Origin of the sequence: Halomonas saccharevitans, from assembly GCF_900116405.1 — a bacterium.
Classification (GTDB): Bacteria; Pseudomonadota; Gammaproteobacteria; order Pseudomonadales; family Halomonadaceae; genus Halomonas; species Halomonas saccharevitans.
The window spans coordinates 39,305-65,591 of the sequence record NZ_FPAQ01000009.1; the positions used below are offsets into that span (position 1 = coordinate 39,305).

Consider the following 26,287-nt stretch of genomic DNA (forward strand, 5'->3'; position numbering starts at 1 on the left):
AGCGACATCCCACGAGACACGGCCCCGCCGGCAATGCCGGCGGGGCCGTATGCGTTCGGGCGTGGCGAACCGCCTCCGGCACCCCGGTGTCGGGAAGTGTCACCCCAGAATATCGGCCAGGGCCTTGTCCAGGGTCGGGAAGCGGAACTCGAAGCCGGCCTCCTGCAGCCGCGCCGGGCGCATGTCGGCGCCGGTCAGCAGCAGCCGTGCCATCTCGCCGAAGGCGACCTCCAGGGCGATGGCCGGCACCGGCATCAGCGCCGGGCGACCCAGCTGCTTGGCCAGGGTGCGGGAGAACTCGGCGTTGGTGACCGGATGGGGGGCACTGCCGTTGAAGGGGCCCTCCAGGTCGTCGCGCTCGAGCAGGAACAGGATCGCGCCGACCAGGTCCTCGCGGTGGATCCACGGCATGAACTGCTTGCCGTCGCCGAAGCGCCCGCCCAGCCCCATCTTGAAGGGCGGCAGCATCTTCGCAAGGCTGCCGCCGCCGACGTCGAGCACCAGGCCGATGCGCAGCAGGGCGAGCCGCACGCCAAAGTCCGTCACGTCGCCGGCGACTTCCTCCCAGCGCTTGCAGAGCCGGTGGGCAAACTCGTCGTGGGGCGGGGTCTGTTCGGTGACCTCACGATCGCCCTGATCGCCGTAGAAGCCCATGGCCGAAGCCGAGACCATCACCTTGGGCATGCGCCCTTGGCTGGCCTTCAGCTGTTCGCAGAGCATCACCAGGTCGCCGGTGACGTTGACCCGCGAATCGATCAGTCGCTCCTTCTGCTCCTCGCTCCAGCGCTTGGCGGCGATCGGCTCGCCGGCCAAGTTGACGATGGCGTCCGGCGGGGTGTCGACGAAATCCAGCACTGAGCGCCGGATATCGCTGCCCTCCGGCAGGCGGTCGCGCACCTCGTCGGGGGATCGTGACACCACCAGCAGCTGGTGCCCCGCCTCCTTCAACCGCCGGCATAGACACTGCCCGACGAACCCGCTGCCGCCCGTGATCAGCACTCGCATCCGGAATCCCTCCCAAGCCATCTGTGGCCAGTCGTGACGACAAGCCATCATGAGTTATACAGCCGTTGTACACTTCTGCTAGTCTAGCGATGAACGCCGTTGACTGCACGAGAGGCCCATGCCCCACTCCCCCGCTCCCATCGCCATTATCGGTGCCGGTATCGCCGGCCTCGCCTGTGGACAAGCCCTGCAGGCCCACGGCCTGCCGGTGCGCCTCATCGACAAGGCGCGCGGACCCGGGGGGCGCATGTCCAGCCGCCGCCTCGAGAAAGCCGCAGTAGACCTGGGGGCCCAGTTCTTCAGCGTGCGCGATCCGGCCTTCCGCCGCCAGGTCACGGCGTGGCGCGAGGCGGGCGTGGTCGCTCCCTGGCCCGACTCCCTGTGGGAGGCGAGTGAATCCGGCTGGCATCGCCATCATGACGACGTCGAGCGCCTGATCGGCGCGCCCCGCATGAGTGCGGTCACCCGCCACCTGGCCAACGGCCTAGAGGTACAGGCCGGCACCCGCATCGAGCGCCTCGAGCGGCAGGACAACGAGCACGGCCAACGGCACTGGTGGCTGGTGGACCAGCACGACGTCCACCACGGCCCGTTCAAGCACGTGGTGCTTGCCCTGCCCTCGCCCCAGGCACAGGCGCTGCTGGAGCCCCACGAGCCGACCCTCGCGGCCGCCTGCGAAGCCGTCATTCAGCGCCCCTGCTGGGCCGCCTGGGCCTGCTTCGAGGCGCCGCTGCCCGCCCTCCCGAATGTCGACGACGACTGGCAGGCGGTGCGCCTGGCCCCCGATCCCAACCGGCCGCCGGCCGAGCAGTCGCTGCGCTTCGTCAGCCGCAACGACCACAAGCCCGGCCGTCACGGCCAGGGCGAGAGCCTGAGCCTGCTGGCGCGACTGGAGTGGAGCGAGGCAAACCTGGAGCGCGACGCCGAGAGCGTCGCCCGGCGCCTGCTCGAGGCCTTTCTCGCGCACCTGCCGGTGGGCGTGACGCTGCCCGCACCGATCTCGCTGGGCGCCCATCGCTGGCGCTACGCCCAGCCTGACGTCTTCGCCGGCGGCGAGGCGGTCAACCTCGACTACCGCCGCTCGCCCACCGGCCTCTCGCTGTGCGGCGACGCCTGGCGCGGGCCGCGGATCGAAGACGCCTGGCTCTCCGGTCATCATCTCGGCGAGGCCCTGGCGGCCGACGCTTCCTGACTCCCTCTTCGCGACTGGAGACTTCCATGTCCTATGCCCTGATCCTGCTCGCCCACGGCTCCAGCGACCCGAACTGGCGAGCCCCCTTCGAACACTTCGCCAAGGCCCTGACCGAGCGGCTGTCGACCCCGCTGCGCCTGGCCTACATGGAGCTCAGCGAGCCGTCGCTAGAGTCCACGGTGGCCGAGCTGACCGAGGCGGGCATCGAGCGGGCCGAGATCCTGCCGCTGTTTTTCGCCGCCGGTCGTCACCTGCGCCGCGACGTGCCCGGCCAGGTCGAGGCGCTGACCGCCGACCATCCGAGCCTCGAACTGACCCTGCTGTCTCCGGTCGGCGAGCACCCGGCCTTCGTCGAGGCGCTGGCGGCGGTGGTCGCCGAGCAGGCAGGGGAGTCGGCACGCTCATGAACGACGAGGCACGGCGTCCGGCCGACACCCCGCTCTACCCGATCCGCGAAGTCTCCCGGCTGACCGGCGTGAACTCCGTGACCCTGCGCGCCTGGGAGCGTCGCTACGGGCTGATTCAGCCCCAGCGGACCCCCAAGGGCCATCGCCTCTATGCCCGCGAGGACATCGAGCGCGTCGAGCGCATCCTGCAGTGGCTCAACCGCGGCGTGCCGGTCAGCCAGGTCCGCGAGCTGCTCGACCAGCCGGAGACGGCCGAGAACCCGGCGCCGGCGGCCGGCGACTGGCCGGGGCAGCGTCGACAGCTGATCGGCGCCCTCCAGGCGCTCGACCTCGACCGCCTCGAGGCGCTGTTCAATCAGTCGCTGGCGCTCTACCCGGTCCCGACCTGCCTGGCCGAGCTGTGGCAGCCGGTGGTGCGCCAGCTCGAGGAGGGCTGGGGCGAGCAGCTGGGTGACACCCTGCAACGCCGCACCCTGGAGGCCTTCCTGCGCACCCGCGTCGGCACCCGGCTGCTGCACGCCAACCGGCTCTCCGAGGGCCCCACGCTGATCGTCGCCCCGCTGCCGGACGACCCCTCGCCGCTCTGGGTACTGCTCGCGGCGCTGGCCGCCAGCGACCGCGGCTATCGCATCCGGCTCTTCGATGCCCCGCTGCCCTTCGGCGAGGTGCCGCTGGCGGTGGAGCGCTTTCAGGCCGCCGGCCTGCTGCTGGCCAGCGGCAAGGCCGAGAAGGCCGAGCTGATCCGTCGCCAGCTGCCGCGGCTGGCCGAGCAGCTCGAGGTGCCGCTGATGGCCTGCGGTCCCATGGCGCGCATCCGCGAGGCCGACCTGGAAGAGACCCGGGTAGAGCTGCTCGGCGACGACCTCGACGAGGCCATGCAGCGCCTCCAGGCCCGACTCCCCGCCCGCTGACCCGGAGCCGTCCATGTCCACTCCCGCCATCGTCTGGTTTCGCAGCGACCTGCGCACCCACGACAACACCGCCCTGGCCGCGGCCGCCCGCCGGGGCCCCGTGATCGCCGTCTTCCTGCGCTGCCTGCCCCACTGGCAGCGCCACGGCCACGGCGCCAACAAGCTCGACTTCTGGGGCCGCGGCGTGGCTGCCCTGGGCGAGAGCCTGGCGGGCCTCGGCATCCCGCTGCTGCACCGCGATATCGACGATTTCAACGAGGCCCCGGCCGCGCTGCTCGAGATCGCCAGGGAGAGGGGCGCCGGCGCCCTGCACTTCAACCACGAGTACCCGCTGGACGAGCAGCGCCGCGACCGCGACGTGATCGCCGCCTTCCAGGAGGCGGGCCTCACGGTCACCGGCCATCATGACGCCGTGGCCTTCGCCCCCGGCGAGCTGCTCACCGGCAAGGGCGACTACTACGGGGTCTTCACCCCCTTCGCCAAGGCCTGGCATCGCCAGCTGAGCGCGGAGCGCATCGCCCTGCACGACGCCCCCGCGCCCCAGGCGGCGCTTGATATCGCCGCCGATCCGCTGCCCGCGCTTCCCGAGCTCGATGACACCCCGATCGACGGCCGGCTATGGCCCGCCGGCGAGGGCCCCGCCGCCGATCGCCTGGAGCGCTTCCTGCGCTTCCGGGGCCGCCACTACCAGCGCCAGCGCGACTTCCCGGCGATCCGCGGCACCAGCGAGCTGTCGCCCTACCTGGCGCTGGGCATGATCTCCCACCGCCAGTGCCTGCAGGCGGTGCTCGCCGAGAACGACGGCGCCCTGGCCGAGGGCGATGCCGGACTCACGGCCTGGGTCAACGAGCTGGTGTGGCGGGAGTTCTACCGCCACGTGGCCGTGGGCTTCCCGCGAGTCTGCCGCCATCGCGCCTTTCAGCAGCATACCGAGGCGCTCGCCTGGCGCGACGACGAGGCCGGCTTCGCCGCCTGGTGCGAGGGGCGCACCGGCTACCCGATCGTCGATGCCGCGATGCGCCAGCTGGTGGCCACCGGCTGGATGCACAACCGGCTGCGCATGGTCACCGCCATGTTCCTCACCAAGCACCTGCTGATCGACTGGCGCCGAGGCGAGGCCTTCTTCCTGCGCCATCTGGTGGACGGCGAGTTCTGCGCCAACAACGGCGGCTGGCAGTGGGCGGCCTCCACCGGCACGGACGCCGCGCCCTACTTCCGCATCTTCAACCCCACCACGCAGTCCACGCGCTTCGATCCCGACGCCACCTTCCTGGCGGAATGGCTGCCGGCGCTGGCCGAGCTGCCCAAGAAGGCTCGACACGCGCCCTCGGGCGATCTGCTCGGCGGGGCCGACTACCCTTCGCCCATCGTCGATCACCGGGCCGCCCGGGCGAGGGCGCTGGAGGCCTTCAAGGCCCTGAAGACGGACTGATCACCCACTCACCGCGGGAGATCCTGGATGCACCCGACGGCGGATCTGGAGGCCTTCTGCGCCTTCTTTAATAAGCTAGACAAGACCTGTACAAATCAACTAGACGAGGTATACACTGCAGACGTGAGCTTCACCGACCCGCTGCACCATATAGAGGGTATAGAGGCGCTCGAGGGGTACTTCCAGAACCTGTACGACAACGTGACATCGTGTCGTTTCACCTTTCACGAGCGGTCGCAGCAGGAAGAGACGGCCTTCGTCACCTGGACCATGCGACTGGAGCACCCCAGGCTCGACGGGGGACGGTGCATCGAGGTCGAGGGCTGCTCGCATCTGCGCTTCGCCCTGGACGGCCGGGTGACCAGGCATCGCGACTACTTCGATGCGGGCGCCCTGCTCTACGAGCGCCTGCCTCTGCTGGGCGGCGTGATACGCCGGGTGAAGCGACAACTGGGCCAGTGACGGTCCACCGACGACGGGGAAAGCGCATGACCAACGCGAGCGACACACAGCGCATCTGGCTGACGGGGGCCACCTCGGGCATCGGCCGCGCCCTCGCCGAGCGCCTGCTCGATCAGGGGCACCGGGTGGCACTCAGCGCGCGCAGCGAGTCGGCTCTGGCCGAGCTTTGCGAGGGCCATGACAACGCCCTGCCGCTGCCCCTGGACGTGGCCGATCGCCAGGCCGTCGAGCGAGCCGGTGAGCGCCTGGCCGAGGCCTTCGGCGGCCTGGACCTGGCGATCCTCAACGCCGGCACCTGCGAGTACCTGGACGCCGGCGACTTCGAGGTGGATCTCGTCGAGCGCGTCTTCGCCCCCAACTTCTTCGGCGCCGTCTACTGCATCGACGCGGCCCTGCCGTTGATGCGCCGCGCCCGCTCGGAGGGCGGCCATCCGCTGCTGGCCGCCACCTCCAGCGCCGCGGCCTATCTGCCGCTGCCCCGGGCCGAGGCCTACGGGGCCTCGAAGGCGGCGCTGAGCCACTTCATGGAGTCGCTGCGCCTGGACCTGGCCGGCGAGGGCATCGGGGTCAGCCTGATCCATCCCGGCTTCGTGAAGACGCCGCTCACCGACCGCAACGACTTCGACATGCCCATGCGCATCTCCACCGACGCCGCCGCCGAGGCGATCCTCACCGGTCTGGAGCGCCGCCGCCTGGATATTCACTTCCCGCGCCGCTTCACGCTGCTGGTGCGGCTGATGGGTATCCTGCCCCCCGGCCTGCGCCACCGCCTGGGCCTGCGCATGACCCGCCAGGACTCGCCCGCGGAGGCCCGCCGATGAACGCGCCGATCCATGCTCCTCATGACGCCCCCCAACGGAGCGCCGCCCGACGGAGTGCCGCCCAACGGGGTGCCGTCCAACGCATCGCCGTGATCGGCAGCGGCATCGGCGGCATGGCGGCCGCCTGGTACCTGTCGAGCCGCCACGAGGTAACGCTCTTCGAGGCCGAGGACCGCCTCGGTGGCCACACCGCAACGATCGACGTCGCGCTCGACGGCCGAGACTACGCCATCGATACCGGTTTCATCGTCTTCAACGACTGGACCTACCCGCACTTCCAGCGACTGCTGGCGCGCCTCGGGGTCGCCGCCCAGCCCACCGAGATGAGCTTCTCGGTGCACGAGACGGCCCGCGACTTCGAATACAACGGCCACACCCTGGCGAGTCTCTTCGCCCAGCGAGGCAACCTGCTGCGCCCGCGCTTCTACCGGCTGCTGCGCAACATCCTGCGCTTCAACCGCGAGGCCACCCAGGCGCTGGAGGAGGGGCGGCTGGACCCGGCCATGACGCTGGGCACCTGGCTCGACGCCGGCGGCTACGACGACGATTTCCAGCAGCGCTACCTGCTGCCCATGGGGGCGGCCATCTGGTCGGCGAGCATCAGCGACCTGCGCGACTTTCCGCTGCTGTTCTTCGTGCGCTTCTTCCGCCATCACGGCCTGCTGTCGGTCAACGACCGTCCCCAGTGGTACACCCTGATCGGCGGTTCGCGCGCCTACATCCCCGCCCTGACCGCCCCCTACGCCGAGCGCATCCGGCTTTCGACCCCGGTGCGCGGCATTCGCCGCCATGCCGACCGGGTCGAGGTGCGAAGCGATGCCGGCGTGGAGTCCTTCGATCAGGTGGTGCTGGCCTGCCACGCCGACCAGGCCCTGGAAATGCTCGGCGACGCCAGCGCCGCCGAGCGCGAGATCCTCGGCGCCATGCCCTACCAGGACAACGAGGTGGTACTGCACACCGACACCCGCCTGCTGCCGCGTCGGCCGCGCGCCTGGGCGAGCTGGAACTACCGGCTCGACGGCCGCGGCGATGACGCTCGCGTCTCGGTCACCTACGACATGAACATCCTGCAGCGCATCACGGCCCCACACACCTTCTGCGTGACCCTGAACGACAGCGCCGCCATCGACCCCGCCAAGGTGCTGGGCCGCTTCACCTACGCCCACCCCCAGTTCACCCTGGCCGGCCAGGCGGCCCAGGCTCGCCATGGCGAGATCTCGGGCCCCGTTCAGCGCACCCACTACTGCGGCGCATACTGGCGCAACGGCTTCCACGAGGACGGCGTCTGGAGCGCCCTGCGGGTCGCCCGAGACCTGGGCTGCGACGAACAGGGCCCGGGCGAGCGCCTGGTCAGCCGATCGAAGACGGCCGAGGAGAGCGCGGCATGAGGCGAACACCGCGCTCGCGGATCTACCGGGGCAGCCTGCGCCATCGACGCTTCCTGCCCCGCCCCCACGCCTTCAGCTATGACCTGTGGATGGCCTGGCTCGACCTGGACGAGATGCCTGAACTGTTCGACGGCGTGCCCGCCTTCAGCGCGCGGCGACCGGCCCTGGCGCGCTTTCGCCGCCACGACTACCTCGGCCCCCACGACCGCCCGCTGAAGCAGGCCGTGCGCGAGGAGCTCGAGCGCCAGCTCGGCAGCGCCCCGGACGGTCGCATCTGCGTGCTGACCCAGCTGCGCACCCTGGGACTCGGCTTCAATCCCGTCTCGCTCTACTACGCCTTCGATGCCCGCGGCGAGCTGCGCGCCCTGCTCGGCGAAGTGAGCAACACGCCCTGGGGCGAGCGCACCCGCTATGCCTGCGCCGTGGAGCCCAGGCGCCATGGCCACACCGCCGAATTCGACAAGGCCATGCACGTGTCACCCTTCAACCCCATGAACATGAGCTATCGCTGGCGCTTCGATACGCCCGGCGAGTCGCTGACGATGCACATGGAGAACTGGAAGGAGGGCCAGCGCCACTTCGACGCCACTCTGACCCTACAGGGCCGCCCGGCGACCCGCGGCGTGCTGCTCGCCACCCTGGCGCGCCAGCCCTGGATGAGCCTGAAGACGCTGGCCGGCATCCACTTCGAGGCGCTACGGCTATGGCTGAAGCGCATTCCGGTCCATGACCACCCCGGACAAGACCCCCCTTCCCGTGAGGAGAGCTCGCCGTGAACACGCTTCGCTCCGCCACCGCCCGTCCCCTGACCGCCGAGGGTGATCGCCTGACTCGCTGGCTCAAGCCGCGGGTCATGGCTCAGCTCGACCGCCTGGAGGGCGGCACCATCATCCTGACCGACGGTCACCAGCGTCATCGCCTGGGCCAGGGCGGCGCGCTGCGCGTGACGCTGGTGGTGCGCCATCACCGCGCCTGGAAGCGCCTGGCCCTGGGCGGCACCGTAGGCGCCGCCGAGGCCTATATGGACGGCGACTGGGACGCCGACGACCCGGTGGCCCTGGTGCGGCTGTTCGCCGCCAACCTCGAGCGGGTCAACGGCGAGATGGAGAACGGCACCGCACGGCTCGGCCGCTGGCTGCTGGGCGGGCTCTACCGCCTGCAGCGCAACAGCCTGAGCGGCTCGAAGCGCAATATCGCCGCCCACTACGATATCGGCAACGCGCTCTTCTCCACCTTCCTCGACCGCGACCACCGCATGTATTCCAGCGCGGTCTTCCCCCACGCCGAGGCGAGCCTCGAGGAGGCCTCCACCCACAAGCTCGACCTGATGCTCGAGAAGCTCGACGTCCAGGCCCACCACCACCTGCTGGAGATCGGCACCGGCTGGGGCGGGCTCGCCATCCACGCGGCCAAGACCCGCGGCTGCCGGGTCACCACCACCACCATCTCCGCGGAGCAGCACGCCTTCACCGCCAAACGCATCGAGGAGGAGGGGCTCGGCGATCGCATCACCCTGCTGCAGCAGGACTATCGCAAGCTCGAGGGGCGCTTTGACCGGCTGATCTCGGTGGAGATGATCGAGGCGGTGGGCCATCAGTACCTCGGCACCTACCTGGCGACGCTGGATCGCCTGCTTACCGACGACGGCCAGGCGATGCTGCAGGCGATCACCATCCGCGACCAGCGTTACGAGGAGGCCAAGCGCGAGATGGACTTCATCAAGCGCTACATCTTCCCCGGGGGCTTTTTGCCCTCGCATCGCGCCATCCTCGACGGCGTGACCCGCCACACCTCGCTCAACCTGACCGACCTGGACGAGATCGGCCTGCACTACGCCCGCACCCTGCGCGAGTGGCGCCACCGCTTCGAGGCGAGCCTCGAGACCGTGCGCAAGCTCGGCTACGACGAGCGCTTCATTCGCATGTGGCGCTACTACCTCTGCTACTGCGAGGGCGGCTTCATGGAACGCAGCATCGGCACCTGCCAGCTGCTGCTGGCCAAGCCCGGCGCCCGGCCGGCACCGCTGACGGGGGACCTGTGAGACTCAACTTGCCCGAGGGCACCAGCCGGCTGCTGTTCAACCTGGCCGCCTTCCAGGCAGGCTGGTTCGCCTGCGTGATGGGCGGCTCGCTGGTCGGGCTGCTGGTCGTGGGGCTGATCGTCACGCTGCATCTGGCCTGGCTGGGTCGCCCCGGGGAGTGGCGCTGGCTGGCGGCATTCGCCGCGCTAGGGCTCATAGTCGACGGCATGCTGGTGCTGGCCGGCGGCTTCGCGTTCCCCGACGGCACGTTCGCCATCGCCGGCATGCCGCCCTGGCTGTGGCTGCTCTGGCCGCTGTTCGCCACCCTGATTCATCACTCGCTGGCCTGGCTCTGGCAGCTTCCCTGGCTCGCCATGCTCGGCGGCGCCACCAGCGGCCCGCTCTCCTACTATGCCGGCGCGCGACTCGCCGGCGTCGAGCTGGCCCCCTGGCTGCTGCCCGTCGAGGCGCTGGCCTGGGCGCTGATCTGCCTGACGCTAAGCCGTCGCCTCGGCCACTCGCTGGCCCTGGGTGAACGACCCCGCTGAGGCCTGCGCCTGCCACTCGGCCTCCAGCCGCGCCGCCGGCTGGGGCCTGGCATAGAAAAATCCCTGCACCTCGGCGCAGCCCTGAGCCAGCAGAAAGTCGCGCTGCGGCTCGGTCTCCACGCCCTCCGCCACGACCTCAAGTCCCAGCCCTTCGGCCATGGCCAGGACGGCACAGACGATGGCGGCATCGGCGCGATCATCAGGCAGCGCGCGGATGAAGGCGCGATCGAGCTTTAGCTTGTCCAGCGGCAGGTGCTTGAGGTAGCCCAGCGACGAGTAGCCGGTACCGAAATCATCGATGGCCACGCGATGACCCTGGCCGCGCAGCCGCTCCAGCCGCGGAGCGATGTCGCCGGCCCGCTCGTCGAGCAGCACCGATTCGGTCAGCTCCAGCCCCAGCAGACGCGCCGGCACCCGATGACGGGCGAGCCCGGAGGCGAGCGCCGTCTCCAGGTCGCCCTGGAACAGCTGCATGGCCGAGATATTGATCCACACCACCGCCTCCGGCAGACCCTTGCGCTGCCAGTGGGCCAGCTGAGCCAACGCCTGGTCGATCACCCAGTCGCCGAGGGTCGACATCAGGCCGTGGCGCTCGGCCAGCGGGATGAAGTCGCCGGGCGAGATCATGCCGTCCCGAGGATGACGCCAGCGCAGCAGGGCCTCCAGCCCCACCAGGCGATCGTCCGCCAGCCGGTACTGGGGCTGGTAGTGCAGCTCCAGCTGACCGCCGACCGCCAGCGCATTGCGCAGGTCGTTGAGCAGGCCCAGCTGCGGACTGGCCTGGACGTCGAGGGCCGGCCGGAAGCGCTGGCTGTGGTTGCGGCCGTTGCGCTTGGCGCTGAACAGCGCCGATTCCAGCCGCTGGAAGAGCTCGCCGGACTCCCGGCCATCCTCCGGGCAGCGGCAGCTGCCGATGGTCAGGCCCAGCCGCAGGCTGTGCCGGTCGATCTCGAAGGGCTGACCGAGATGCTCCTGCAGCCCCTTGATCCAGCGATCGTGGTCGTTGTGGGTGGTGACGCGGATCACCATGAACTCGTCACCGCCCAGTCGCCCGACCACGCCGCCGGCCACGTGCCGAGCCAGCCGCTGCCCGAAGCGCGCGAGCAGTCGATCGCCGAGTTCCACCCCGAGGCCGTCGTTGATCTCCTTGAAGCCGTCGATGTCGATCAGCGCCATGTCGAGGCTCTCGCCCGCCCGCAGATGGCGCAGCCGCGAGGCCAGCAGGTCGTTCAGCCGACGACGGTTGGGCAGGCCGGTCAGCGGATCCTCGAAGCCGATGCGCTGCAGATCGCGCTCACGGGCCTTGTGGACGGAGATATCGGTGAACAGGCAGACATGGTGGGTGATGCGGCCCGTTTCGTCCGCGACGACCCGGGCCCGCAGCCATTCGGGATACTCGTCGCCCTGCTTGCGCCGGCTCCATATTTCCCCTTCCCAGCGGCCGGTGCTGTGCAGAACCTGCCAGTAGTGCTCGTAGAACGCCTTGTCGTGGCGCGGGGCCGACAGGGAACTGGCGACGCGGCCGCGCACCTCCTCGAGGGTATAGCCGGTGATGCGGGTGAAGGCCGGGTTGACGGCCTGAATACGGTTGGCGGCATCGGTGATGATGACGCCCTCGTCCGAGAGCGAGAGCGCCTCCTCTCCCAGGCGTGAGCGCTGGTGCTCCAGGCGCACCTGGCGCCAGGCATCCAGCAGTCCGAGCGCTACCAGCACGGCCGCGGCCAGGCGCAGCGGAACGCCGGGCAGCCAGATGCTGGCCGAGAAGGCCGAGAGGGCCATCCAGGCCATCGGTCGGTTGAGGGAGAAGGCTGGCCACATGGGCTGACGCTCACTTGGTGGATGGAGTGACGCCGCGGCACGCACCGGGGCTGTGAAAGGGTTATCGGCCGTCCTGGCGGGAGCTGAACCCCTCCTCGACGAGCGATTTTCCCGGGCCGGCGGCGATCGCCACGCGCCTCGTCCGCACGAGCTAGCGCCGCGCGTCTCGCTGCAAGGTCGGCCGCGCGTGGCAACGCCTCTGGCTCGAGAGCGGCCTGGCGACCCGCTCGGCGTGCATTCATCGAGTGTGGACAGTAGACTAGGCACAGCCGCCCGGCGGCTCCAGGCCGCTTTCGGCAGACCATGATCCCGACACTCGGAACGATTCAGTGACCAAGCAACACTCCTTTGATCGCGAAGAACTGCTGGCCTGCTCGCGCGGCGAGCTGTTCGGTCCGGGCAATGCGCAATTGCCGGCCCCCAACATGCTGATGCTCGATCGCATCATGCACATCCACGAGGAAGGCGGGGATCACGGCAAGGGCGAGTTGATCGCCGAGCTGGATATCCGCCCCGACCTGTGGTTCTTCGACTGCCACTTCCCCGGTGACCCGGTGATGCCCGGCTGTCTGGGCCTGGACGCCATGTGGCAGCTGGTCGGCTTCTACCTGGGTTGGCTCGGCCACCCCGGTCGCGGCCGCGCCCTGGGCTGCGGCGAGGTCAAGTTCTCCGGCCAGATCCTGCCCGAGGCCGAGAAAGTCACCTACCGCATCAATATCAAACGCATCATCACCCGGCGTTTGATCCTGGGCATTGCCGACGGCACCGTGTGCGTCGACGGCCGCGACATCTATCAGGCCAACGACCTCCGCGTCGGCCTGTTCACCTCCACCGCGAATTTCTGAACAGGAGGCTCCCATGCGACGAGTGGTAGTCACCGGCCTGGGCATCGTGTCCTGCCTGGGCAACGACGCACAGCAGGTTCTGGAGGCGCTCAGGAACGGGCGCTCGGGCATTCGCTTCAAGGAAGAGTATGCCGAGCGCGGCTTCCGCAGCCAGGTAGCCGGCAGCGTCGACATCGACCTGGACGCCCTGATCGACCGCAAGCTGCGCCGCTTCATGGGCGATGCCGCGGCCTACGCCTACGTCTCCATGGCTCAGGCCATCGAGGATGCCGGCCTCACGCCGGAACAGGTCTCCAGCGAGCGCACCGGCCTGATCGCCGGCTCCGGCGGCGCATCCAGCGCCAACCAGGTCGAAGCCGCCGACGTCATGCGTGAGAAGGGCCTGCGCCGCGTGGGTCCCTATCGGGTCACCCGCACCATGGGCAGCACCGTCTCGGCCTGCCTGGCAACGCCGTTCAAGATCAAGGGCGTCAACTACTCGATCTCCTCGGCCTGCGCTACCTCGGCCCACTGCATCGGCAGTGCCGTCGAGCAGATCCAGCTGGGCAAGCAGGACGTGGTGTTCGCCGGCGGCGGCGAGGAAGAGCACTGGACCCTGTCCTGCCTCTTCGATGCCATGGGCGCACTGTCGACCCACTACAACGAGACGCCGGACAAGGCCTCGCGCCCCTATGACCAGGCCCGCGACGGCTTCGTCATCGCCGGCGGCGGCGGCATGCTGGTGCTCGAGGACCTGGAGCACGCCCGCGCCCGTGGTGCCAAGATCTACGCCGAGGTCGTCGGCTACGGTGCCACCTCCGACGGCCACGATATGGTCGCCCCGTCCGGCGAGGGCGCGGCGCGCTGCATGCGCCAGGCCATGGCCACGGTCGACGGCGACATCGACTACGTCAACACCCACGGCACCTCCACCCCGGTGGGCGATGTCGCGGAGCTGAAGGCGATCCGCGAGGTGTTCGGCGACCGGACGCCGGCGATGAGCTCGACCAAGTCGCTGACCGGTCACTCGCTGGGCGCCACCGGCGTGCAGGAGGCGATCTACTCGCTGCTGATGATGGAGAACGACTTCATCACCGCCTCGGCCAACATCGAGCACCTGGACGAGCAGGCGGCCGGCTTCGACATCGTTACCGAGCGCCGCGATGGCGTGACGGTCGATCGCGTGCTGTCCAACAGCTTCGGCTTCGGCGGCACCAACGCCTGCCTGGTGCTGGAGAAGTTCAAGGACTGAACTCAGCGACTGATCTCAGTCACTGATCCAGCGCGACACATCGATCGACGCAAGAACGCAAGAACGCAAGAAGGCGCCCCGAGGGGCGCCTTCTTGCGTTGACCATGCTTGCATTGGCCACGAGGGGTCGAGACCGGCTCAGGCCGGGCGCTTCACCGGCTCGGCCGTCTCGGGCCGCGGCACCTCGGAGATCTCGGCCAGGCGCGCCTCGATCCAGGCCTCCGCCTCGGCCATCACCTCTTCCGCCGTGCGCCCCTCGGTCTCGATCGGCGGACCGACCTCCAGGGTCAGCCGTCCCGGCTTCTTGACCCAGTGACGACCCGGCCAGCGCTCTCCGGCGTTGTGGGCCACCGGCACCACCGGCATCCCGGCGCGACAGGCGATCACCGCGCCGCTCTTGTTGTAGCGCACGCGCGTCCCCGGCGAAACCCGGGTGCCCTCGGGGAAGATCAGCACCGAGAGCCCCGACTCGAGGCGCGCCTTGCCCTGAGTGAGTACTTGCTTCATCGCTCTGGCCGGTCGCGAGCGGTCCAGGGCGATGGGGTGCAGCAGGCGCAGCGCCCAGCCGAAGATCGGGATGTTCAAAAGCTCGCGCTTGAGTACCGTGCAGACCGGCGGATGCAGCAGCTGAAGGTAGACCGTCTCCCACTCGGACTGATGGTTGGAGAGGATCACGCAGGGGCCGTCCGGCAGGCGCTCATGGCCGCGAAACTCATAGCGCACGCCGCAGATCAGGCGGAACCAGGCGATGATGAAGTGGTTGTAGAGGTTGAGCAGCCGGTAGCGGGACTGCAGCGGCAGGAAGGGGGCCGGGGGCAGGAAGAGCACCCCGCAGACCAGCATGGCCAGGACATAGCCGACATAGAAGATCAGGCTGCGGATCACATTCATTGCGGCGTGGACTCCTCGGCCCTGACCAGGCACCAGGCATCCAGCATGCGGCCGACCTCCAGGCGCCAGGGCTTTTGATGGACGCCGAACACGTCCAGCACCCGCCGGCAGTTCAGCACCCGGCGCAGCGGCTGGTCGTGGTGATGCTTGAGCGCCTTGGCGTTGCCCAGCGCGACCCGCTCGCCGCGCCCCTCGAGGCGCGTATCGAGCTGGGTGCGCACCATCGAGACGAAGGTGAAGGCGCTCACCGGCTCGGTGCCGGCCAGGTGATAGCTGCCCCAGGCGTCGGCGCCGCAGTGCTGCTGCTGGAGCATGCCGATCAGCGCCATGGCCACGGCATCCGCCGAGGTCGGGCAGAAGATCACGTCGGACTCGGCGCGCACCTCACCGCCCTCGATGAAGGTATCGAGCAGCTCGCCGAGCCAGGCATGACTGCCCTCCAGGGCGAACAGCGGCCCCAGACGCACGATCAGATGGTGCGGCAGCTCGGCGCGGATCCGATCACCGGTGCGCACCAGCCGCCGCAGGCCGTCGTCCCGGGGCTCGGGGATCACGTGCTCGTCGATGGGAACGTCGAAGCCGTCCTCGTAGAGCTGGTCGGAGACGCACCACACCAGCGGGATGCCCGCCTCGCGACAGGTCTCCATGCAGGCCTCGACCGCCTCGGCGTGGGCCGTGACGGCCGCCGGCTCGGCGCTGAGCGGCCGCGACAGCGGCGGGATCACCAGCGCATCCGGGCGCAGCGTCTCGAGCCGCGTCGGCGTGGTCTGCAACGCCGGCTCGATGGTGAGCTCGGTATCGCTGCGCCGGTTGGCCTCGCGGGCCATCGCCAGGCTCAGGCAGTGGCCGGCCTCCAGAATCAGCAGCTTCACGACATCTCCTCGGCTAACGCTCGCTTAGAACGGGATCTCGTCGTCGAAATCATCGAAGCTGCCCGGATCCGGAGCGCCGTAGTTGCCGCCCTGCTGGGGCGGTGCCGGCTGCGGGGCCGGACGCTGGGGCTGACCGCCACCGTACTGGCCGCCCTGCTGAGGCGGCTGCTGACCGCCGCCGAAATTGCCACCCTGCTGGGGGGGCTGGCCGCCGCCGTACTGACCGCCCTGCTGCGGGGGCTGACCACCGCCGTACTGACCGCCCTGCTGCGGGGGTCGACCGCCGCCCTGCTGGCCGCCGCCGAAGCCGCCGCCCTGGCCGCCGTCACCGCGACCGTCGAGCATCTGCATGTCGTTGGCGACGATCTCGGTGCTGTACTTGTCCTGGCCGTTCTGGTCCTGCCACTTGCGGGTCTGCAGGCGGCCCTCGATGTAGACCTTGCTGCCCTTCTTGAGGTACTGCTGGGCGATCTCGGCGGTCTTGTTGAACAGCACGATCCGGTGCCACTCGGTGCGCTCCTGGCGCTGGCCGCTCTGCTTGTCCATCCAGGTGTCGCTGGTGGCCAGGTTGAGGTTGGCCACGGCAGTGCCGGAGGGCGTGAAGCGCACTTCCGGGTCCTGGCCGAGGTTGCCGATGAGGATGACCTTGTTGATGCCACGGGCCATGGGGAACTCCTTGCTGTCATGAAATGCGTTATACGGCGATCGAGCGGCACCCAGGGCGCCCTTCCCGGATCATACGCGGCTCAAGCGCCGCTGTGGGGATTACCGGAGCCGGTGAGGCGCGCCAGGGCCTGCTCGTCGAGGCGCTGCCGGTCGACCTTCAGATAGGCCAGGCGCTCCTCGGGAACGACCAGCACGTCCTCCACCCCGGCCACGTCGGCGAAGCGCGCCATCAGCGTCTCCAGGGCGTCATCCTGTTCGTTGTCGTCGAGCGCCACCACCTCGCTGGAGAGATGGCGGGGAGGTGTCATGCCGGCCATCGCCGCCAGCCAGGCCAGGCCCAGCAGGCCGCAGCCGATGAAGACCGCGGAGAGCCCCCACTGCTGGGCGAGCCAGCCGCCGAGCACCCCACCGAGGAAGGCGCCGAGGAACTGGCTGGTGGAGTAGACGCCCATGGCGGTGCCCTTGGCGCCGGCCGGGGCCAGCTTGCTGAGCATCGAGGGCAGGGTCGCCTCGAGCAGGTTGAAGGCGATGAAGAACAGCAGCAGCCAGCCGAACAGCGCCCAGATCCCCTCGCCGAGGCCCGCCAGCCCGAACAGGCTCAGGGTGATGCCGGTGATCGCGGAGAGACACATGGCCTTCATGCGGCGCTGTTTCTCGGCGACGATCACCAGCGGCACCATGGCCACGAAGGCCAGCAGCATGACGCCGAGATAGGTCAGGCCGTGCTGCTCGACGGCGATCCCCGCCTCTACCAGCCGGAAGGGCACGGCGACGAAGATCGCCATCAGCACCAGGTGCAGCGCGAAGATCGAGAGATCCATGCGCCACAGATCACTGCGCGCCAGGATGCTGCGTAGCTGCTCGCGGTCCATGCCGACGTCGCGGTGACGCACGCGACGCGGCGCCGGCGGCACCAGCTTCCACAGTACCGCCATGCCCAGCAGCCCCAGGGCGGCGGTGAACCAGAAGACGCCCGACAGACCATAATCCGCGGCGATCCAGGGCCCCAGCACCATGGCCACGGCGAAGGCCACGCCGATGGAGAGCCCGATGGTGGCCATGGCGGCGGTGCGTACCTCCTCGCGGGTCTGGTCGGCGAGCAGCGCCATGATGGCCGCGGCCACGGCACCGCTGCCCTGCAGGCAGCGCCCCAGGATCACCACGCCGATGGAGTCGGCCTGGGCGGCCACCAGGCTGCCGAGCATGAACAGCAGCAGCCCGACGGCGATCACCGGCTTGCGCCCCAGGCGGTCGGAGAGCAGCCCGAAGGGGATCTGCAGCACCGCCTGGGTGAGGCCGTAGATGCCCAGCGCCAGGCCGACCAGCAGCGGCGTGGCCCCCGCGAGGTCGTCGGCATACAGGGCCAGCACCGGCAGCACCATGAACAGCCCGAGCATGCGCGTGGCGTAGAGCCCGGCCAGCCCGGTGATGGCTCGACGCTCGGTGGCTAACAGCAGTCCTGAGACCTTTCGCATAGCGATTAGAACTTCCGTGGGCGGACCCTGGGGGCCCGGAGATGGACCGCATATTCTAGCGGCTCGCCACCCCCCAGGGAAAGCCGAGGACGGCGGCGCTTTGCCGCCGGTGCGGCCCGCCCCGTATAATCGAGGTTTTGCCGCGTCCGGCGAGGTGCGAATGGACACAATTCTGGTCAGGGGTGCGCGCACCCACAACCTGAAGAACATCGACGTCGAACTGCCCCGCGACAGGCTGATCGTGGTCACCGGGCTTTCCGGTTCGGGCAAGTCGTCGCTGGCCTTCGACACCCTCTATGCCGAGGGCCAGCGCCGCTACGTGGAGTCCCTCTCCACCTACGCGCGCCAGTTCCTGTCGATGATGGAGAAGCCCGACGTCGATCACATCGAGGGGCTGTCGCCGGCGATCTCCATCGAGCAGAAGTCCACCTCCCACAACCCGCGCTCCACCGTGGGCACCATCACCGAGATCTACGACTACCTGCGCCTGCTGTTCGCCCGGGCCGGCACGCCGCGCTGCCCCGAGCACGGCGAGGACCTCGAGGCGCAGACCGTGTCGCAGATGGTCGACCAGGTGCTGACCCTGCCCGAGGGCAGCAAACTGATGCTGCTGGCCCCGGTGGTCAAGGGGCGCAAGGGCGAACACCTGCAGCTGCTGGCAGAACTGCGCGCCCAGGGCTTCGTCCGCGCCATGGTCGACGGCCAGGTGCTGGAGCTCGACGACATCGCCCCGCTAGACAAGAACAAGAAGCACGACATCAGCGTGGTGGTCGACCGTATCAAGGTCCGCGAGGGGCTCCAGCAGCGCCTGGCGGAATCCTTCGAGACCGCACTCAACCTCGCCGACGGCACCGCCATGATTCACTTCATGGACGGCGAAGCGGAGGACCTGGCCTTCTCGGCACGCTTCGCCTGCCCGGTATGCGGCTACTCCATCGCCGAGCTCGAGCCGCGCATGTTCTCCTTCAACAACCCCGCCGGCGCCTGCCCGACCTGCGACGGCCTGGGAGTGCAGCAGTTCTTCGATCCCGACAAGCTGATCAGCCACCCCGAACTCTCCCTGGCCGAGGGCGTGATCAAGGGCTGGGACCGGCGCAGCGTCTACTACTTCAACCAGCTGCAGGCCGTCGCCGACCACTATCGCTTCACCCTGGAGACGCCCTGGCAGGACCTGGCCCGCCATGAGCGCGAGGTCATCCTCCACGGCAGCGGCAGCGACGACATCGCCTTCCACTACGTCAACGACCGCGGCCGCAAGGTCACCCGCGAGCACCCTTTCGAGGGCGTGCTGCCCAACATGCAGCGCCGCTATCGCGAGACTGAGTCGAGCATGGTGCGCGAGGATCTGGCCCGCCACATCGCCGTGCAGCCCTGCCCGACCTGCCACGGCTCGCGGCTGCGCCGCGAATCGCGGCACGTCTACATCGACGACAACACCCTGCCGCAGCTCGTCCGGCTGCCCATTGGCGAGGCGCTGGCCTACTTCGGCCAGCTCAGCCTGCCGGGGCGACGCGGCGAGATCGCCGTGAAGATCGTCAACGAGATCCACGCGCGCCTGGAGTTCCTGGTCAACGTCGGGCTCGACTACCTGAATCTCGAGCGCAGCGCCGAGACGCTCTCCGGCGGCGAGGCCCAGCGCATCCGCCTGGCCAGCCAGATCGGTGCCGGCCTGGTCGGGGTGATGTACATCCTCGACGAACCCTCCATCGGCCTGCACCAGCGCGACAACGACCGCCTGCTGCAGACCCTGGAGCGGCTGCGCGACCTGGGCAACACCGTCATCGTGGTCGAGCACGACGAGGATGCCATCCGCGCCGCCGACCACGTGCTCGACATCGGCCCCGGAGCCGGCGTCCACGGTGGGCAGATCGTCGCCCAGGGCACCCCCCAGGACATCATGGCGACGCCCGATTCGCTCACCGGCCAGTACCTGTGCGGCAGCCGGCGTATCGAGGTGCCGCCGTGGCGCATTCCCGGCAATCCCGAGAAGGTGGTGCGCCTCTCCGGCGCGCGGGGCAACAACCTCCAGGAGGTCACCCTGACGCTTCCGCTGGGGCTTTTCGTCTGCATCACCGGCGTCTCGGGCTCCGGCAAGTCGACGCTGATCAACGCCACCCTGATGCCCATCGCCGCCCGCGAGCTCAATCGCGCCACGTCGCTGAGCCCGGCGGATCACGATCGCCTCGAGGGCCTCGAGCATCTCGACAAGGTGATCGACATCGACCAGAGCCCCATCGGGCGCACGCCGCGCTCGAACCCGGCCACCTACACCGGCATCTTCACGCCGATCCGCGAGCTGTTCGCCGGCACCCAGGAGGCGCGCTCCCGGGGCTACAAGCCCGGCCGCTTCTCCTTCAACGTCAAGGGCGGTCGCTGCGAGGCGTGCCAGGGCGAGGGCATGATCAAGGTGGAGATGCACTTTCTGCCGGATATCTATGTGCCCTGCGACGTCTGCAAGGGCAAGCGCTACAACCGCGAGACCCTGGAGATCGCCTACAAGGGCAAGAGCATCCATGAGGTGCTGGAGATGACCGTCGAGGAGGCGCTGGCGTTCTTCTCGCCGGTGCCGGCCATCGCGCGGCGCCTGCAGACCCTGCTCGACGTCGGGCTCTCCTACATCCGCCTGGGACAGAGCGCCACCACGCTCTCCGGCGGCGAAGCCCAGCGGGTCAAGCTGGCCCGGGAGCTGGCCAAGCGCGATACCGGCAAGACGCTCTACATCCTCGACGAGCCGACCACCGGCCTGCACTTCGAGGACATCCGTCAGCTGCTCACGGTGCTGCACCGCCTGCGCGATCACGGCAACACCATCGTGGTGATCGAGCACAACCTGGACGTGATCAAGACCGCGGACTGGCTGATCGACCTCGGCCCCGAGGGCGGCTCCGGCGGCGGGCGAATCGTCGCCGAGGGCACGCCGGAGCAGGTGGCGCGCCACGAGGCGTCACACACGGGACGCTTCCTGAAGCCGCTGCTCGAACGCAGCAAGGCCGGCGACGACACCGTCCCGGCCTGATCCCATGACCCGGCGCGGCCGCCTCGATCTGAGGCTATCGCGTCGGGCCCCTGCCGCTACTCAGCCATAAGTCAGGCATAAAAAACCGGCTCCCTGGGGGAGCCGGTTTGGGTCTCGGGACGTAAAGGTCACCGGTCGAGGATCACTCCTCGGCGGCTTCCTCGACGACCGGACGGTCGACCAGTTCGACGAAGGCCATGGGGGCGTTGTCGCCGGTGCGGAAGCCGCACTTGAGGATACGGACGTAACCGCCCGGACGCTCGGCGTAACGCGGACCCAGCTCGTTGAAGAGCTTGCCGACCGTTTCCTTGGAGCGGGTACGGCTGAAGGCCAGACGACGGTTGGCGACGCTGTCCTGCTTGGCCAGGGTGATCAGCGGCTCGATGACGCGACGCAGCTCCTTGGCCTTGGGCAGGGTTGTCTTGATCACTTCGTGCTCGACCAGCGAGACAGACATGTTCTTGAACATGGCCTGACGATGCGTGCTGGTACGATTCAGGTGACGACCACTCTTACGATGACGCATGGTTGTGATTCCTTACCAAACTGGGACTCGAGTCGAGGCTCACGCGGAGGCCTTGTCGTCCTTCAGGCTAGCGGGCGGCCAGTTTTCCAGCCGCATGCCCAGAGAAAGCCCGCGGGCGGCCAACACGTCCTTGATCTCATTCAGGGACTTCTTGCCGAGATTGGGGGTCTTCAGCAGCTCCACCTCGGTGCGCTGGATCAGATCCCCGATGTAGTAGATGTTCTCGGCCTTCAGGCAGTTGGCGCTGCGAACGGTCAACTCGAGATCGTCTACGGGGCGCAGCAGGATCGGATCGATATGATCCTCTTCCTCCACCACTTCCTGTTCCTTGTCGGCTTCCAGGTCGACGAACGCGGCCAGCTGCTCTTGCAGGATGGTAGCGCTGCGACGGATCGCCTCTTCCGGATCCAGGGTGCCGTCGGTTTCCAGGTTGATGATCAGCTTATCGAGGTCGGTGCGCTGTTCGACGCGCGCGGCCTCGACCGAGTAGGAAACCCGACGCACAGGGCTGAAGGTAGCATCCAGCTGCAGGCGACCGATGGCGCGGGACTCGTCGTCGGCGTCGCCACGAGCGTCCGCGGGCTCATAGCCGCGGCCGCGAGCGACCTTGAGCTGCATCTTCAGCTCGGATCCCTCGTTGACGTGGGCGATGACATGCTCGGGGTTGACGATCTCGACGTCATGGTCGAGCGCGATATCCCCTGCCGTCACGACGGCCGGCCCCTGCTTGTTCAGCGAGAGCACTGCCTCGTCGCGGCTATGCATCCGGAGCGCCACGTCCTTGAGGTTCAGGAGGATTTCGATGACATCTTCCTGGACGCCCTCGATCGCGCTGTACTCATGCTCGACGCCGGTGATCTCGGCTTCCACCACGGCACAGCCGGGCATGGACGAGAGCAGGATGCGACGCAGGGCATTCCCCAGCGTGTGGCCGAAGCCACGCTCGAAAGGCTCGAGCACGATCTTGGCGTGGTGTGCGCTGATCTCTTCGACCTTGATGTCACGAGGACGGAGAAACTCTGTCACTGAACGCTGCATATGAACACCTATCAGGCTGCCAAACGGATTGTCGGTACTCCAGGTCGCCCCCGCGGACGGGGACGACACGACGCGGGCGCCGCTTACTTGGAGTACAGCTCGACGATCAGGTTTTCGTTGATGTCGGCAGACAGGTCACCGCGTTCAGGCAGGGCCTTGAAAGTGCCTTCCATCTTCTTGGCATCGGTCTCGACCCACACCACGTCGCCGCGGTTGGCGGCGATGGCCAGGGAAGTCTGGATGCGCGCCTGGTTCTTCGCCTTCTCACGGACGGAGACCACGTCACCCGGCTTGACCTGGTAGGACGCCACGTTGACGGTCTTGCCGTTGACGGAGATCGCCTTGTGGCTGACCAGCTGGCGTGACTCCGAGCGCGTGGAGCCGAAGCCCATGCGGTAGACGACGTTATCCAGTCGGGATTCGAGAAGCTGCAGCAACAACTCGCCGGTCGCGCCCTTCAGACGGGCCGCTTCCTTGTAGTAGTTGCGGAACTGCTTCTCGAGTACGCCGTACATGCGACGTACTTTCTGCTTCTCGCGAAGCTGCAAGCCGTAGTCGGAAAGACGCTGACGGCGCTGGCCGTGCACACCCGGAATCTGCTCGGATTTGCACTTCTTCTCGAAGGGAGTGACACCGCTCTTGAGGAAGAGATCGGTCCCCTCACGACGAGACAGTTTGCACTTCGGTCCAATGTAACGAGCCATGAATCTGTCTCCTTAAACGCGGCGTTTCTTCGGCGGACGGCAGCCATTGTGCGGAATGGGCGTCGCGTCGGTGATGCTTTGCACGCGGAAGCCGGCGGCATTGAGCGCGCGCACGGCAGATTCACGGCCAGGACCGGGGCCCTTGACCAGCACGTCGACGTTTTTCACACCATACTCGGCTGCAGCGGTCGCTGCACGTTCGCTTGCCACTTGAGCAGCGAACGGGGTGCTCTTGCGAGAACCACGAAAACCCGAACCACCGGCAGTCGCCCAGGAAAGGGCGTTGCCCTGGCGGTCTGTGATCGTAATGATCGTGTTGTTAAAAGAGGCATGGATATGCGCAACGGCATCCACGACCTGCTTTTTAACCTTTTTACGGTTGCTACGCGGGTTAGCCATGTTGATGTCTATTCCTGTCTTTACGCCAGAACGTGCGTGTTATTTGCGGATCGGCTTGCGCGGGCCCTTACGGGTACGCGCATTGGTCTTGGTACGCTGACCACGCAGCGGAAGACCACGACGATGACGCAGACCACGATAGCAACCCAGGTCCATGAGACGCTTGATGTTCAGCGTCACATCACGACGAAGGTCACCTTCCACGGTGTACTTGCCGACTTCAGAGCGCAGGGTATCCAGATCTTCACTGGACAGCTCCTGGATCTTGATGGTCGGCGCGATGCCGGTCGCGGCACAGATCTCCTGCGCGCGAGTACGGCCAATCCCGAAGATATAGGTCAGCGAGATCGCCGCATGCTTGTTGTCCGGGATATTGACGCCTGCAATACGGGCCATCAGCTTACTCCGAAATTTGAGCGGCTTGCTCGATTAATCATCTACAAAAGGCGCAACAGCATACCCCTTTCCTCGCCTGAGGACAAGGGGCATGCCGGCACCCGGTTCAGTGCAGCGTCGGGTATTAACCCTGGCGCTGCTTGTGCCGCGGCTCGCTGCAGATGACGCGCACGGCGCCATTGCGACGAATGATCTTGCAGTTGCGGCACATTTTCTTCACGGAAGCTCGAACTTTCATCGTTCTCTCCAAATCGCCAGCGGCGCGCCTCAGCGCATGATGCCGCCGCTACCGTAGCCTTTCAGGTTGGACTTCTTCATCACCGACTCGTACTGATTCGACATGAGGTGCGACTGCACCTGGGCCATGAAGTCCATGATGACCACTACCACGATCAGCAGCGAAGTGCCGCCGAAGAAGAACGGCACGTTCCAGGCCACGATCAGGAACTGGGGCATCAGGGAAACCGCAGTGATGTAAAGCGCGCCGAACAGGGTCAAGCGGGTCATGACCTTGTCGATGTAGCGAGCGGTCTGCTCGCCGGGGCGGATGCCCGGCAGGAAGGCCCCTGACTTCTTGAGGTTGTCAGCGACATCCTTAGGGTTGAAGACCAGCGCTGTGTAAAAGAAGCAGAAGAATACCACCGCCGCGGCGAAAAGCAAGATGTAGAGCGGCTGTCCCGGACCGAGGGCCTGGGACGCGCTCTGCAGCCATTCCATGCCATCGCCGGCACCGACCCACTGTCCGAGCGAGGCTGGGAACAGCAGGATGCTCGAGGCAAAGATCGCCGGAATCACGCCCGCCATGTTGACCTTGAGTGGCAGATAGCTGCTCTGGCCGGCATACATCTTGTTGCCTACCTGGCGACGCGGATAGTTCACGGTGAGGCGACGCTGGCCGCGCTCGATGAACACCACGAAGGCCACGGTGGCGATGCCCAGCACGGTCAGGGCCAGCAGCGGCAGGACGTTCCAGGCACCCTCGTTGCGGGCCAGCTCGAAGGCCTGCCCCACGGCGCCCGGAAGGCCGGCGACGATCCCCGAGAAGATCAGCAGCGAGATACCATTGCCGATACCCTTCTCGGTGATCTGCTCACCCAGCCACATCAGGAACACCGCCCCGGTGACGAAGGTCACGATGGCGGTGAAGTAGAAGCTGAAGTCGGCCGAGTAGGCGATCCCCTGGCTGGCGAGACCCACCGACATGCCGGTGGCCTGCACCAGGGCCAGCAGTACCGTACCGTAGCGGGTGTACTGGCTGATCTTACGACGGCCGGCCTCACCCTCCTTCTTCAGCTGCTCGAGCTGAGGCGAGACCGCTGTCATCAGCTGCATGATGATCGACGCCGAGATGTAGGGCATGATGCCCAGCGCCATGATACTCATGCGCTCCAGGGCACCGCCCGAGAACATGTTGAACATGCCCAGGATGGTGCCCTGCTGCTCCCTGAACAAGGCAGCAAGCTGGTCAGGATTGATACCGGGAACGGGGATGTGGGCACCGATACGGTAGACCACGATGGCGAGGAGCACGAAGCGCAGACGCGCCCAGAGTTCACCCAGACCGCTACCCATCGCCGGCATGTTTCCTGACTTAGCCATTTAGTCCTCTACCTTGCCGCCGGCGGCTTCGATCGCGGCACGGGCACCCTTGGTGACCTTGAGACCGCGGACCGCAACCGCCTTGTTCAGTTCGCCGGAAAGGATCACCTTGGCATGCTTGGTGGCATCCTTGAGCACGTTGGCTTCCTTGAGGGTGTCCAGGGTGACGTCGTCACCCGCGACCCGGGCCAGTTCGGCCAGGCGGACTTCCTCGGAAACCAGCGACTTCGCGGAGGTGAAGCCGAACTTCGGCAGGCGCCGCTGCAGCGGCATCTGACCGCCCTCGAAACCGGGCTTCACGCTGCCGCCGCTGCGCGACTTCAGGCCCTTGTGGCCACGGCCACCGGTCTTGCCCAGACCGGAGCCGATGCCACGACCGACGCGCTTCTCGGCGTGCTTGGAGCCCGGTGCCGGGCTCAGGCTATTGAGTTTCATGGATTACTCTCCCTCAACACGCACAAGGTAGTTGACCTTGTGGATCATGCCGCGCACGGCAGGGGTGTCTTCCAGCTCAACCGTGTGACCGATGCGACGCAGGCCGAGGCCCTTCATGGTGGCCTTGTGCTTGGCCAGTACGCCGATGGTGCTGCGGTTCTGGGTAACCTTGATCGTTGCTGACATGGTG

General features: G+C 67.8%; 28 protein-coding genes. 13 read left to right on the forward strand and 15 right to left on the reverse strand.

The genetic code is table 11. The annotated features are described in order from the left end of the window. Positions 1 to 99: 99 nt before the first annotated feature. Entirely contained in the window at positions 100 to 1,005 is a 906-nt protein-coding gene (locus BM388_RS05950) for a TIGR01777 family oxidoreductase (protein ID WP_089848184.1), read from the reverse strand. Positions 1,006 to 1,123: 118 nt separating this feature from the next. On the opposite strand from BM388_RS05950, the gene BM388_RS05955 reads away from it, so the two are divergent. From BM388_RS05955 to BM388_RS06000, 10 genes are all read left to right on the forward strand, one after another. Further along, the gene (locus BM388_RS05955; protein WP_089848186.1) at positions 1,124 to 2,197 is read left to right on the forward strand and encodes an NAD(P)/FAD-dependent oxidoreductase; all 1,074 of its coding nucleotides are present in this window, start codon (positions 1,124 to 1,126) and stop codon (positions 2,195 to 2,197) included. Between the two features lie 26 nt (positions 2,198 to 2,223). Continuing rightward, entirely contained in the window at positions 2,224 to 2,604 is a 381-nt protein-coding gene (locus BM388_RS05960) for a sirohydrochlorin chelatase (RefSeq protein ID WP_089848188.1), read from the forward strand. Further along, a complete protein-coding gene (locus tag BM388_RS05965; protein WP_089848190.1) occupies positions 2,601 to 3,515 on the forward strand; it encodes a MerR family transcriptional regulator in 915 nt (304 codons plus the stop codon). Before BM388_RS05960 ends, BM388_RS05965 begins: the two co-directional genes overlap by 4 nt. A gap of 13 nt (positions 3,516 to 3,528) precedes the next feature. Next, positions 3,529 to 4,947, forward strand: a complete 1,419-nt coding sequence (phrB, locus tag BM388_RS05970; protein WP_089848192.1) for a deoxyribodipyrimidine photo-lyase — start codon at positions 3,529 to 3,531, stop codon at positions 4,945 to 4,947. A gap of 27 nt (positions 4,948 to 4,974) precedes the next feature. Continuing rightward, positions 4,975 to 5,409 (forward strand): nuclear transport factor 2 family protein, encoded by a 435-nt coding sequence (locus BM388_RS05975; RefSeq protein WP_089848194.1) that lies wholly within the window; start codon positions 4,975 to 4,977, stop codon positions 5,407 to 5,409. Between the two features lie 26 nt (positions 5,410 to 5,435). Continuing rightward, a complete protein-coding gene (locus BM388_RS05980) occupies positions 5,436 to 6,230 on the forward strand; it encodes an SDR family NAD(P)-dependent oxidoreductase (RefSeq protein ID WP_089848196.1) in 795 nt (264 codons plus the stop codon). Next, positions 6,227 to 7,618: an NAD(P)/FAD-dependent oxidoreductase gene (locus BM388_RS05985; protein WP_089848198.1), complete on the forward strand. Its 1,392-nt coding sequence runs from the start codon at positions 6,227 to 6,229 to the stop codon at positions 7,616 to 7,618. Before BM388_RS05980 ends, BM388_RS05985 begins: the two co-directional genes overlap by 4 nt. After that, positions 7,615 to 8,394: a DUF1365 domain-containing protein gene (locus BM388_RS05990; protein WP_089848200.1), complete on the forward strand. Its 780-nt coding sequence runs from the start codon at positions 7,615 to 7,617 to the stop codon at positions 8,392 to 8,394. The genes BM388_RS05985 and BM388_RS05990 overlap by 4 nt, the downstream gene beginning before the upstream one ends. A 77-nt stretch (positions 8,395 to 8,471) precedes the next feature. Beyond that, positions 8,472 to 9,659, forward strand: a complete 1,188-nt coding sequence (locus tag BM388_RS05995; protein WP_089848298.1) for an SAM-dependent methyltransferase — start codon at positions 8,472 to 8,474, stop codon at positions 9,657 to 9,659. Next, positions 9,656 to 10,186, forward strand: a complete 531-nt coding sequence (locus BM388_RS06000) for a DUF2878 domain-containing protein (RefSeq protein ID WP_245781472.1) — start codon at positions 9,656 to 9,658, stop codon at positions 10,184 to 10,186. The genes BM388_RS05995 and BM388_RS06000 overlap by 4 nt, the downstream gene beginning before the upstream one ends. On the opposite strand, the gene BM388_RS06005 is transcribed toward BM388_RS06000, so the two are convergent. Beyond that, on the reverse strand, positions 10,136 to 12,004 hold the full coding sequence (locus BM388_RS06005; protein ID WP_089848202.1) for a putative bifunctional diguanylate cyclase/phosphodiesterase: 1,869 nt from the start codon (positions 12,002 to 12,004) through the stop codon (positions 10,136 to 10,138). The two genes, BM388_RS06000 and BM388_RS06005, sit on opposite strands and share 51 nt — an antisense overlap. 329 nt (positions 12,005 to 12,333) lie before the next feature. Between BM388_RS06005 and fabA the strand changes: the two genes are divergently transcribed. Continuing rightward, positions 12,334 to 12,849 carry a 3-hydroxyacyl-[acyl-carrier-protein] dehydratase FabA gene (gene fabA / locus BM388_RS06010; protein ID WP_089848204.1) on the forward strand — a complete coding sequence of 172 codons (516 nt, stop codon included), beginning with the start codon at positions 12,334 to 12,336 and terminating at the stop codon, positions 12,847 to 12,849. A 13-nt stretch (positions 12,850 to 12,862) separates the two neighbouring features. After that, the gene (gene fabB / locus BM388_RS06015; RefSeq protein ID WP_089848206.1) at positions 12,863 to 14,080 is read left to right on the forward strand and encodes a beta-ketoacyl-ACP synthase I; all 1,218 of its coding nucleotides are present in this window, start codon (positions 12,863 to 12,865) and stop codon (positions 14,078 to 14,080) included. A 138-nt stretch (positions 14,081 to 14,218) separates the two neighbouring features. On the opposite strand, the gene BM388_RS06020 is transcribed toward fabB, so the two are convergent. The 4 genes from BM388_RS06020 to BM388_RS06035 all read right to left on the reverse strand — a co-directional run bounded on the left by BM388_RS06020 (position 14,219) and on the right by BM388_RS06035 (position 17,984). After that, on the reverse strand, positions 14,219 to 14,971 hold the full coding sequence (locus BM388_RS06020) for a lysophospholipid acyltransferase family protein (protein ID WP_089848208.1): 753 nt from the start codon (positions 14,969 to 14,971) through the stop codon (positions 14,219 to 14,221). Beyond that, the gene (locus BM388_RS06025; RefSeq protein ID WP_089848210.1) at positions 14,968 to 15,843 is read right to left on the reverse strand and encodes a sugar nucleotide-binding protein; all 876 of its coding nucleotides are present in this window, start codon (positions 15,841 to 15,843) and stop codon (positions 14,968 to 14,970) included. The genes BM388_RS06020 and BM388_RS06025 overlap by 4 nt, the downstream gene beginning before the upstream one ends. Positions 15,844 to 15,867: 24 nt before the next feature. Beyond that, positions 15,868 to 16,509, reverse strand: coding sequence for a single-stranded DNA-binding protein (gene ssb, locus BM388_RS06030; RefSeq protein ID WP_089848212.1), 642 nt, complete (start codon positions 16,507 to 16,509; stop codon positions 15,868 to 15,870). Between the two features lie 80 nt (positions 16,510 to 16,589). Then, a complete protein-coding gene (locus BM388_RS06035) occupies positions 16,590 to 17,984 on the reverse strand; it encodes an MFS transporter (RefSeq protein ID WP_089848213.1) in 1,395 nt (464 codons plus the stop codon). A 160-nt stretch (positions 17,985 to 18,144) separates the two neighbouring features. Between BM388_RS06035 and uvrA the strand changes: the two genes are divergently transcribed. After that, entirely contained in the window at positions 18,145 to 21,000 is a 2,856-nt protein-coding gene (gene uvrA / locus BM388_RS06040; protein ID WP_089848214.1) for an excinuclease ABC subunit UvrA, read from the forward strand. Between the two features lie 142 nt (positions 21,001 to 21,142). Here the strand turns inward: uvrA and rplQ are convergent, their stop codons facing one another. From rplQ to rpmD, 9 genes are all read right to left on the reverse strand, one after another. Then, on the reverse strand, positions 21,143 to 21,526 hold the full coding sequence (rplQ, locus tag BM388_RS06045) for a 50S ribosomal protein L17 (protein WP_089848215.1): 384 nt from the start codon (positions 21,524 to 21,526) through the stop codon (positions 21,143 to 21,145). A gap of 39 nt (positions 21,527 to 21,565) precedes the next feature. Then, the gene (locus tag BM388_RS06050; protein WP_089848217.1) at positions 21,566 to 22,564 is read right to left on the reverse strand and encodes a DNA-directed RNA polymerase subunit alpha; all 999 of its coding nucleotides are present in this window, start codon (positions 22,562 to 22,564) and stop codon (positions 21,566 to 21,568) included. A gap of 83 nt (positions 22,565 to 22,647) precedes the next feature. Beyond that, positions 22,648 to 23,268 carry a 30S ribosomal protein S4 gene (rpsD, locus tag BM388_RS06055; RefSeq protein WP_089848224.1) on the reverse strand — a complete coding sequence of 207 codons (621 nt, stop codon included), beginning with the start codon at positions 23,266 to 23,268 and terminating at the stop codon, positions 22,648 to 22,650. A 12-nt stretch (positions 23,269 to 23,280) separates the two neighbouring features. Further along, positions 23,281 to 23,667, reverse strand: a complete 387-nt coding sequence (gene rpsK, locus BM388_RS06060) for a 30S ribosomal protein S11 (protein ID WP_013331014.1) — start codon at positions 23,665 to 23,667, stop codon at positions 23,281 to 23,283. A 39-nt stretch (positions 23,668 to 23,706) separates the two neighbouring features. After that, positions 23,707 to 24,063: a 30S ribosomal protein S13 gene (rpsM, locus tag BM388_RS06065; RefSeq protein ID WP_089848226.1), complete on the reverse strand. Its 357-nt coding sequence runs from the start codon at positions 24,061 to 24,063 to the stop codon at positions 23,707 to 23,709. A 124-nt stretch (positions 24,064 to 24,187) separates the two neighbouring features. Beyond that, positions 24,188 to 24,301, reverse strand: a complete 114-nt coding sequence (gene rpmJ, locus BM388_RS06070) for a 50S ribosomal protein L36 (protein ID WP_008959154.1) — start codon at positions 24,299 to 24,301, stop codon at positions 24,188 to 24,190. Between the two features lie 29 nt (positions 24,302 to 24,330). Continuing rightward, complete coding sequence (gene secY / locus BM388_RS06075; protein WP_089848228.1) at positions 24,331 to 25,662, reverse strand: preprotein translocase subunit SecY; 1,332 nt, start codon at positions 25,660 to 25,662, stop codon at positions 24,331 to 24,333. Then, positions 25,663 to 26,097, reverse strand: a complete 435-nt coding sequence (gene rplO, locus BM388_RS06080; protein ID WP_089848229.1) for a 50S ribosomal protein L15 — start codon at positions 26,095 to 26,097, stop codon at positions 25,663 to 25,665. A gap of 3 nt (positions 26,098 to 26,100) precedes the next feature. Further along, complete coding sequence (rpmD, locus tag BM388_RS06085) at positions 26,101 to 26,283, reverse strand: 50S ribosomal protein L30 (protein ID WP_089848235.1); 183 nt, start codon at positions 26,281 to 26,283, stop codon at positions 26,101 to 26,103. Positions 26,284 to 26,287 lie beyond the last annotated feature (4 nt).

Bases quoted from the DNA above. Each gene is read 5' to 3' on its own strand.
- BM388_RS05960 (WP_089848188.1), top strand. From the start codon at position 2,224: ATGTCCTATGCCCTGATCCTGCTCGCCCACGGCTCCAGCGACCCGAAC.
- BM388_RS05990 (WP_089848200.1), top strand. From the start codon at position 7,615: ATGAGGCGAACACCGCGCTCGCGGATCTACCGGGGCAGCCTGCGCCAT.
- BM388_RS06020 (WP_089848208.1), bottom strand. From the start codon at position 14,971: ATGAATGTGATCCGCAGCCTGATCTTCTATGTCGGCTATGTCCTGGCC.
- ssb (WP_089848212.1), bottom strand. From the start codon at position 16,509: ATGGCCCGTGGCATCAACAAGGTCATCCTCATCGGCAACCTCGGCCAG.
- BM388_RS05985 (WP_089848198.1), top strand. From the start codon at position 6,227: ATGAACGCGCCGATCCATGCTCCTCATGACGCCCCCCAACGGAGCGCC.
- fabB (WP_089848206.1), top strand. From the start codon at position 12,863: ATGCGACGAGTGGTAGTCACCGGCCTGGGCATCGTGTCCTGCCTGGGC.
- uvrA (WP_089848214.1), top strand. From the start codon at position 18,145: ATGGACACAATTCTGGTCAGGGGTGCGCGCACCCACAACCTGAAGAAC.
- rpsM (WP_089848226.1), bottom strand. From the start codon at position 24,063: ATGGCCCGTATTGCAGGCGTCAATATCCCGGACAACAAGCATGCGGCG.
- BM388_RS05965 (WP_089848190.1), top strand. From the start codon at position 2,601: ATGAACGACGAGGCACGGCGTCCGGCCGACACCCCGCTCTACCCGATC.
- BM388_RS05975 (WP_089848194.1), top strand. From the start codon at position 4,975: ATGCACCCGACGGCGGATCTGGAGGCCTTCTGCGCCTTCTTTAATAAG.
- phrB (WP_089848192.1), top strand. From the start codon at position 3,529: ATGTCCACTCCCGCCATCGTCTGGTTTCGCAGCGACCTGCGCACCCAC.
- BM388_RS06035 (WP_089848213.1), bottom strand. From the start codon at position 17,984: ATGCGAAAGGTCTCAGGACTGCTGTTAGCCACCGAGCGTCGAGCCATC.
- rplO (WP_089848229.1), bottom strand. From the start codon at position 26,097: ATGAAACTCAATAGCCTGAGCCCGGCACCGGGCTCCAAGCACGCCGAG.
- BM388_RS05980 (WP_089848196.1), top strand. From the start codon at position 5,436: ATGACCAACGCGAGCGACACACAGCGCATCTGGCTGACGGGGGCCACC.
- BM388_RS05995 (WP_089848298.1), top strand. From the start codon at position 8,472: ATGGCTCAGCTCGACCGCCTGGAGGGCGGCACCATCATCCTGACCGAC.
- BM388_RS05950 (WP_089848184.1), bottom strand. From the start codon at position 1,005: ATGCGAGTGCTGATCACGGGCGGCAGCGGGTTCGTCGGGCAGTGTCTA.
- BM388_RS05955 (WP_089848186.1), top strand. From the start codon at position 1,124: ATGCCCCACTCCCCCGCTCCCATCGCCATTATCGGTGCCGGTATCGCC.
- secY (WP_089848228.1), bottom strand. From the start codon at position 25,662: ATGGCTAAGTCAGGAAACATGCCGGCGATGGGTAGCGGTCTGGGTGAA.
- rpsK (WP_013331014.1), bottom strand. From the start codon at position 23,667: ATGGCTAACCCGCGTAGCAACCGTAAAAAGGTTAAAAAGCAGGTCGTG.
- rpmJ (WP_008959154.1), bottom strand. From the start codon at position 24,301: ATGAAAGTTCGAGCTTCCGTGAAGAAAATGTGCCGCAACTGCAAGATC.
- BM388_RS06050 (WP_089848217.1), bottom strand. From the start codon at position 22,564: ATGCAGCGTTCAGTGACAGAGTTTCTCCGTCCTCGTGACATCAAGGTC.
- rpsD (WP_089848224.1), bottom strand. From the start codon at position 23,268: ATGGCTCGTTACATTGGACCGAAGTGCAAACTGTCTCGTCGTGAGGGG.
- rpmD (WP_089848235.1), bottom strand. From the start codon at position 26,283: ATGTCAGCAACGATCAAGGTTACCCAGAACCGCAGCACCATCGGCGTA.
- rplQ (WP_089848215.1), bottom strand. From the start codon at position 21,526: ATGCGTCATCGTAAGAGTGGTCGTCACCTGAATCGTACCAGCACGCAT.
- BM388_RS06005 (WP_089848202.1), bottom strand. From the start codon at position 12,004: ATGTGGCCAGCCTTCTCCCTCAACCGACCGATGGCCTGGATGGCCCTC.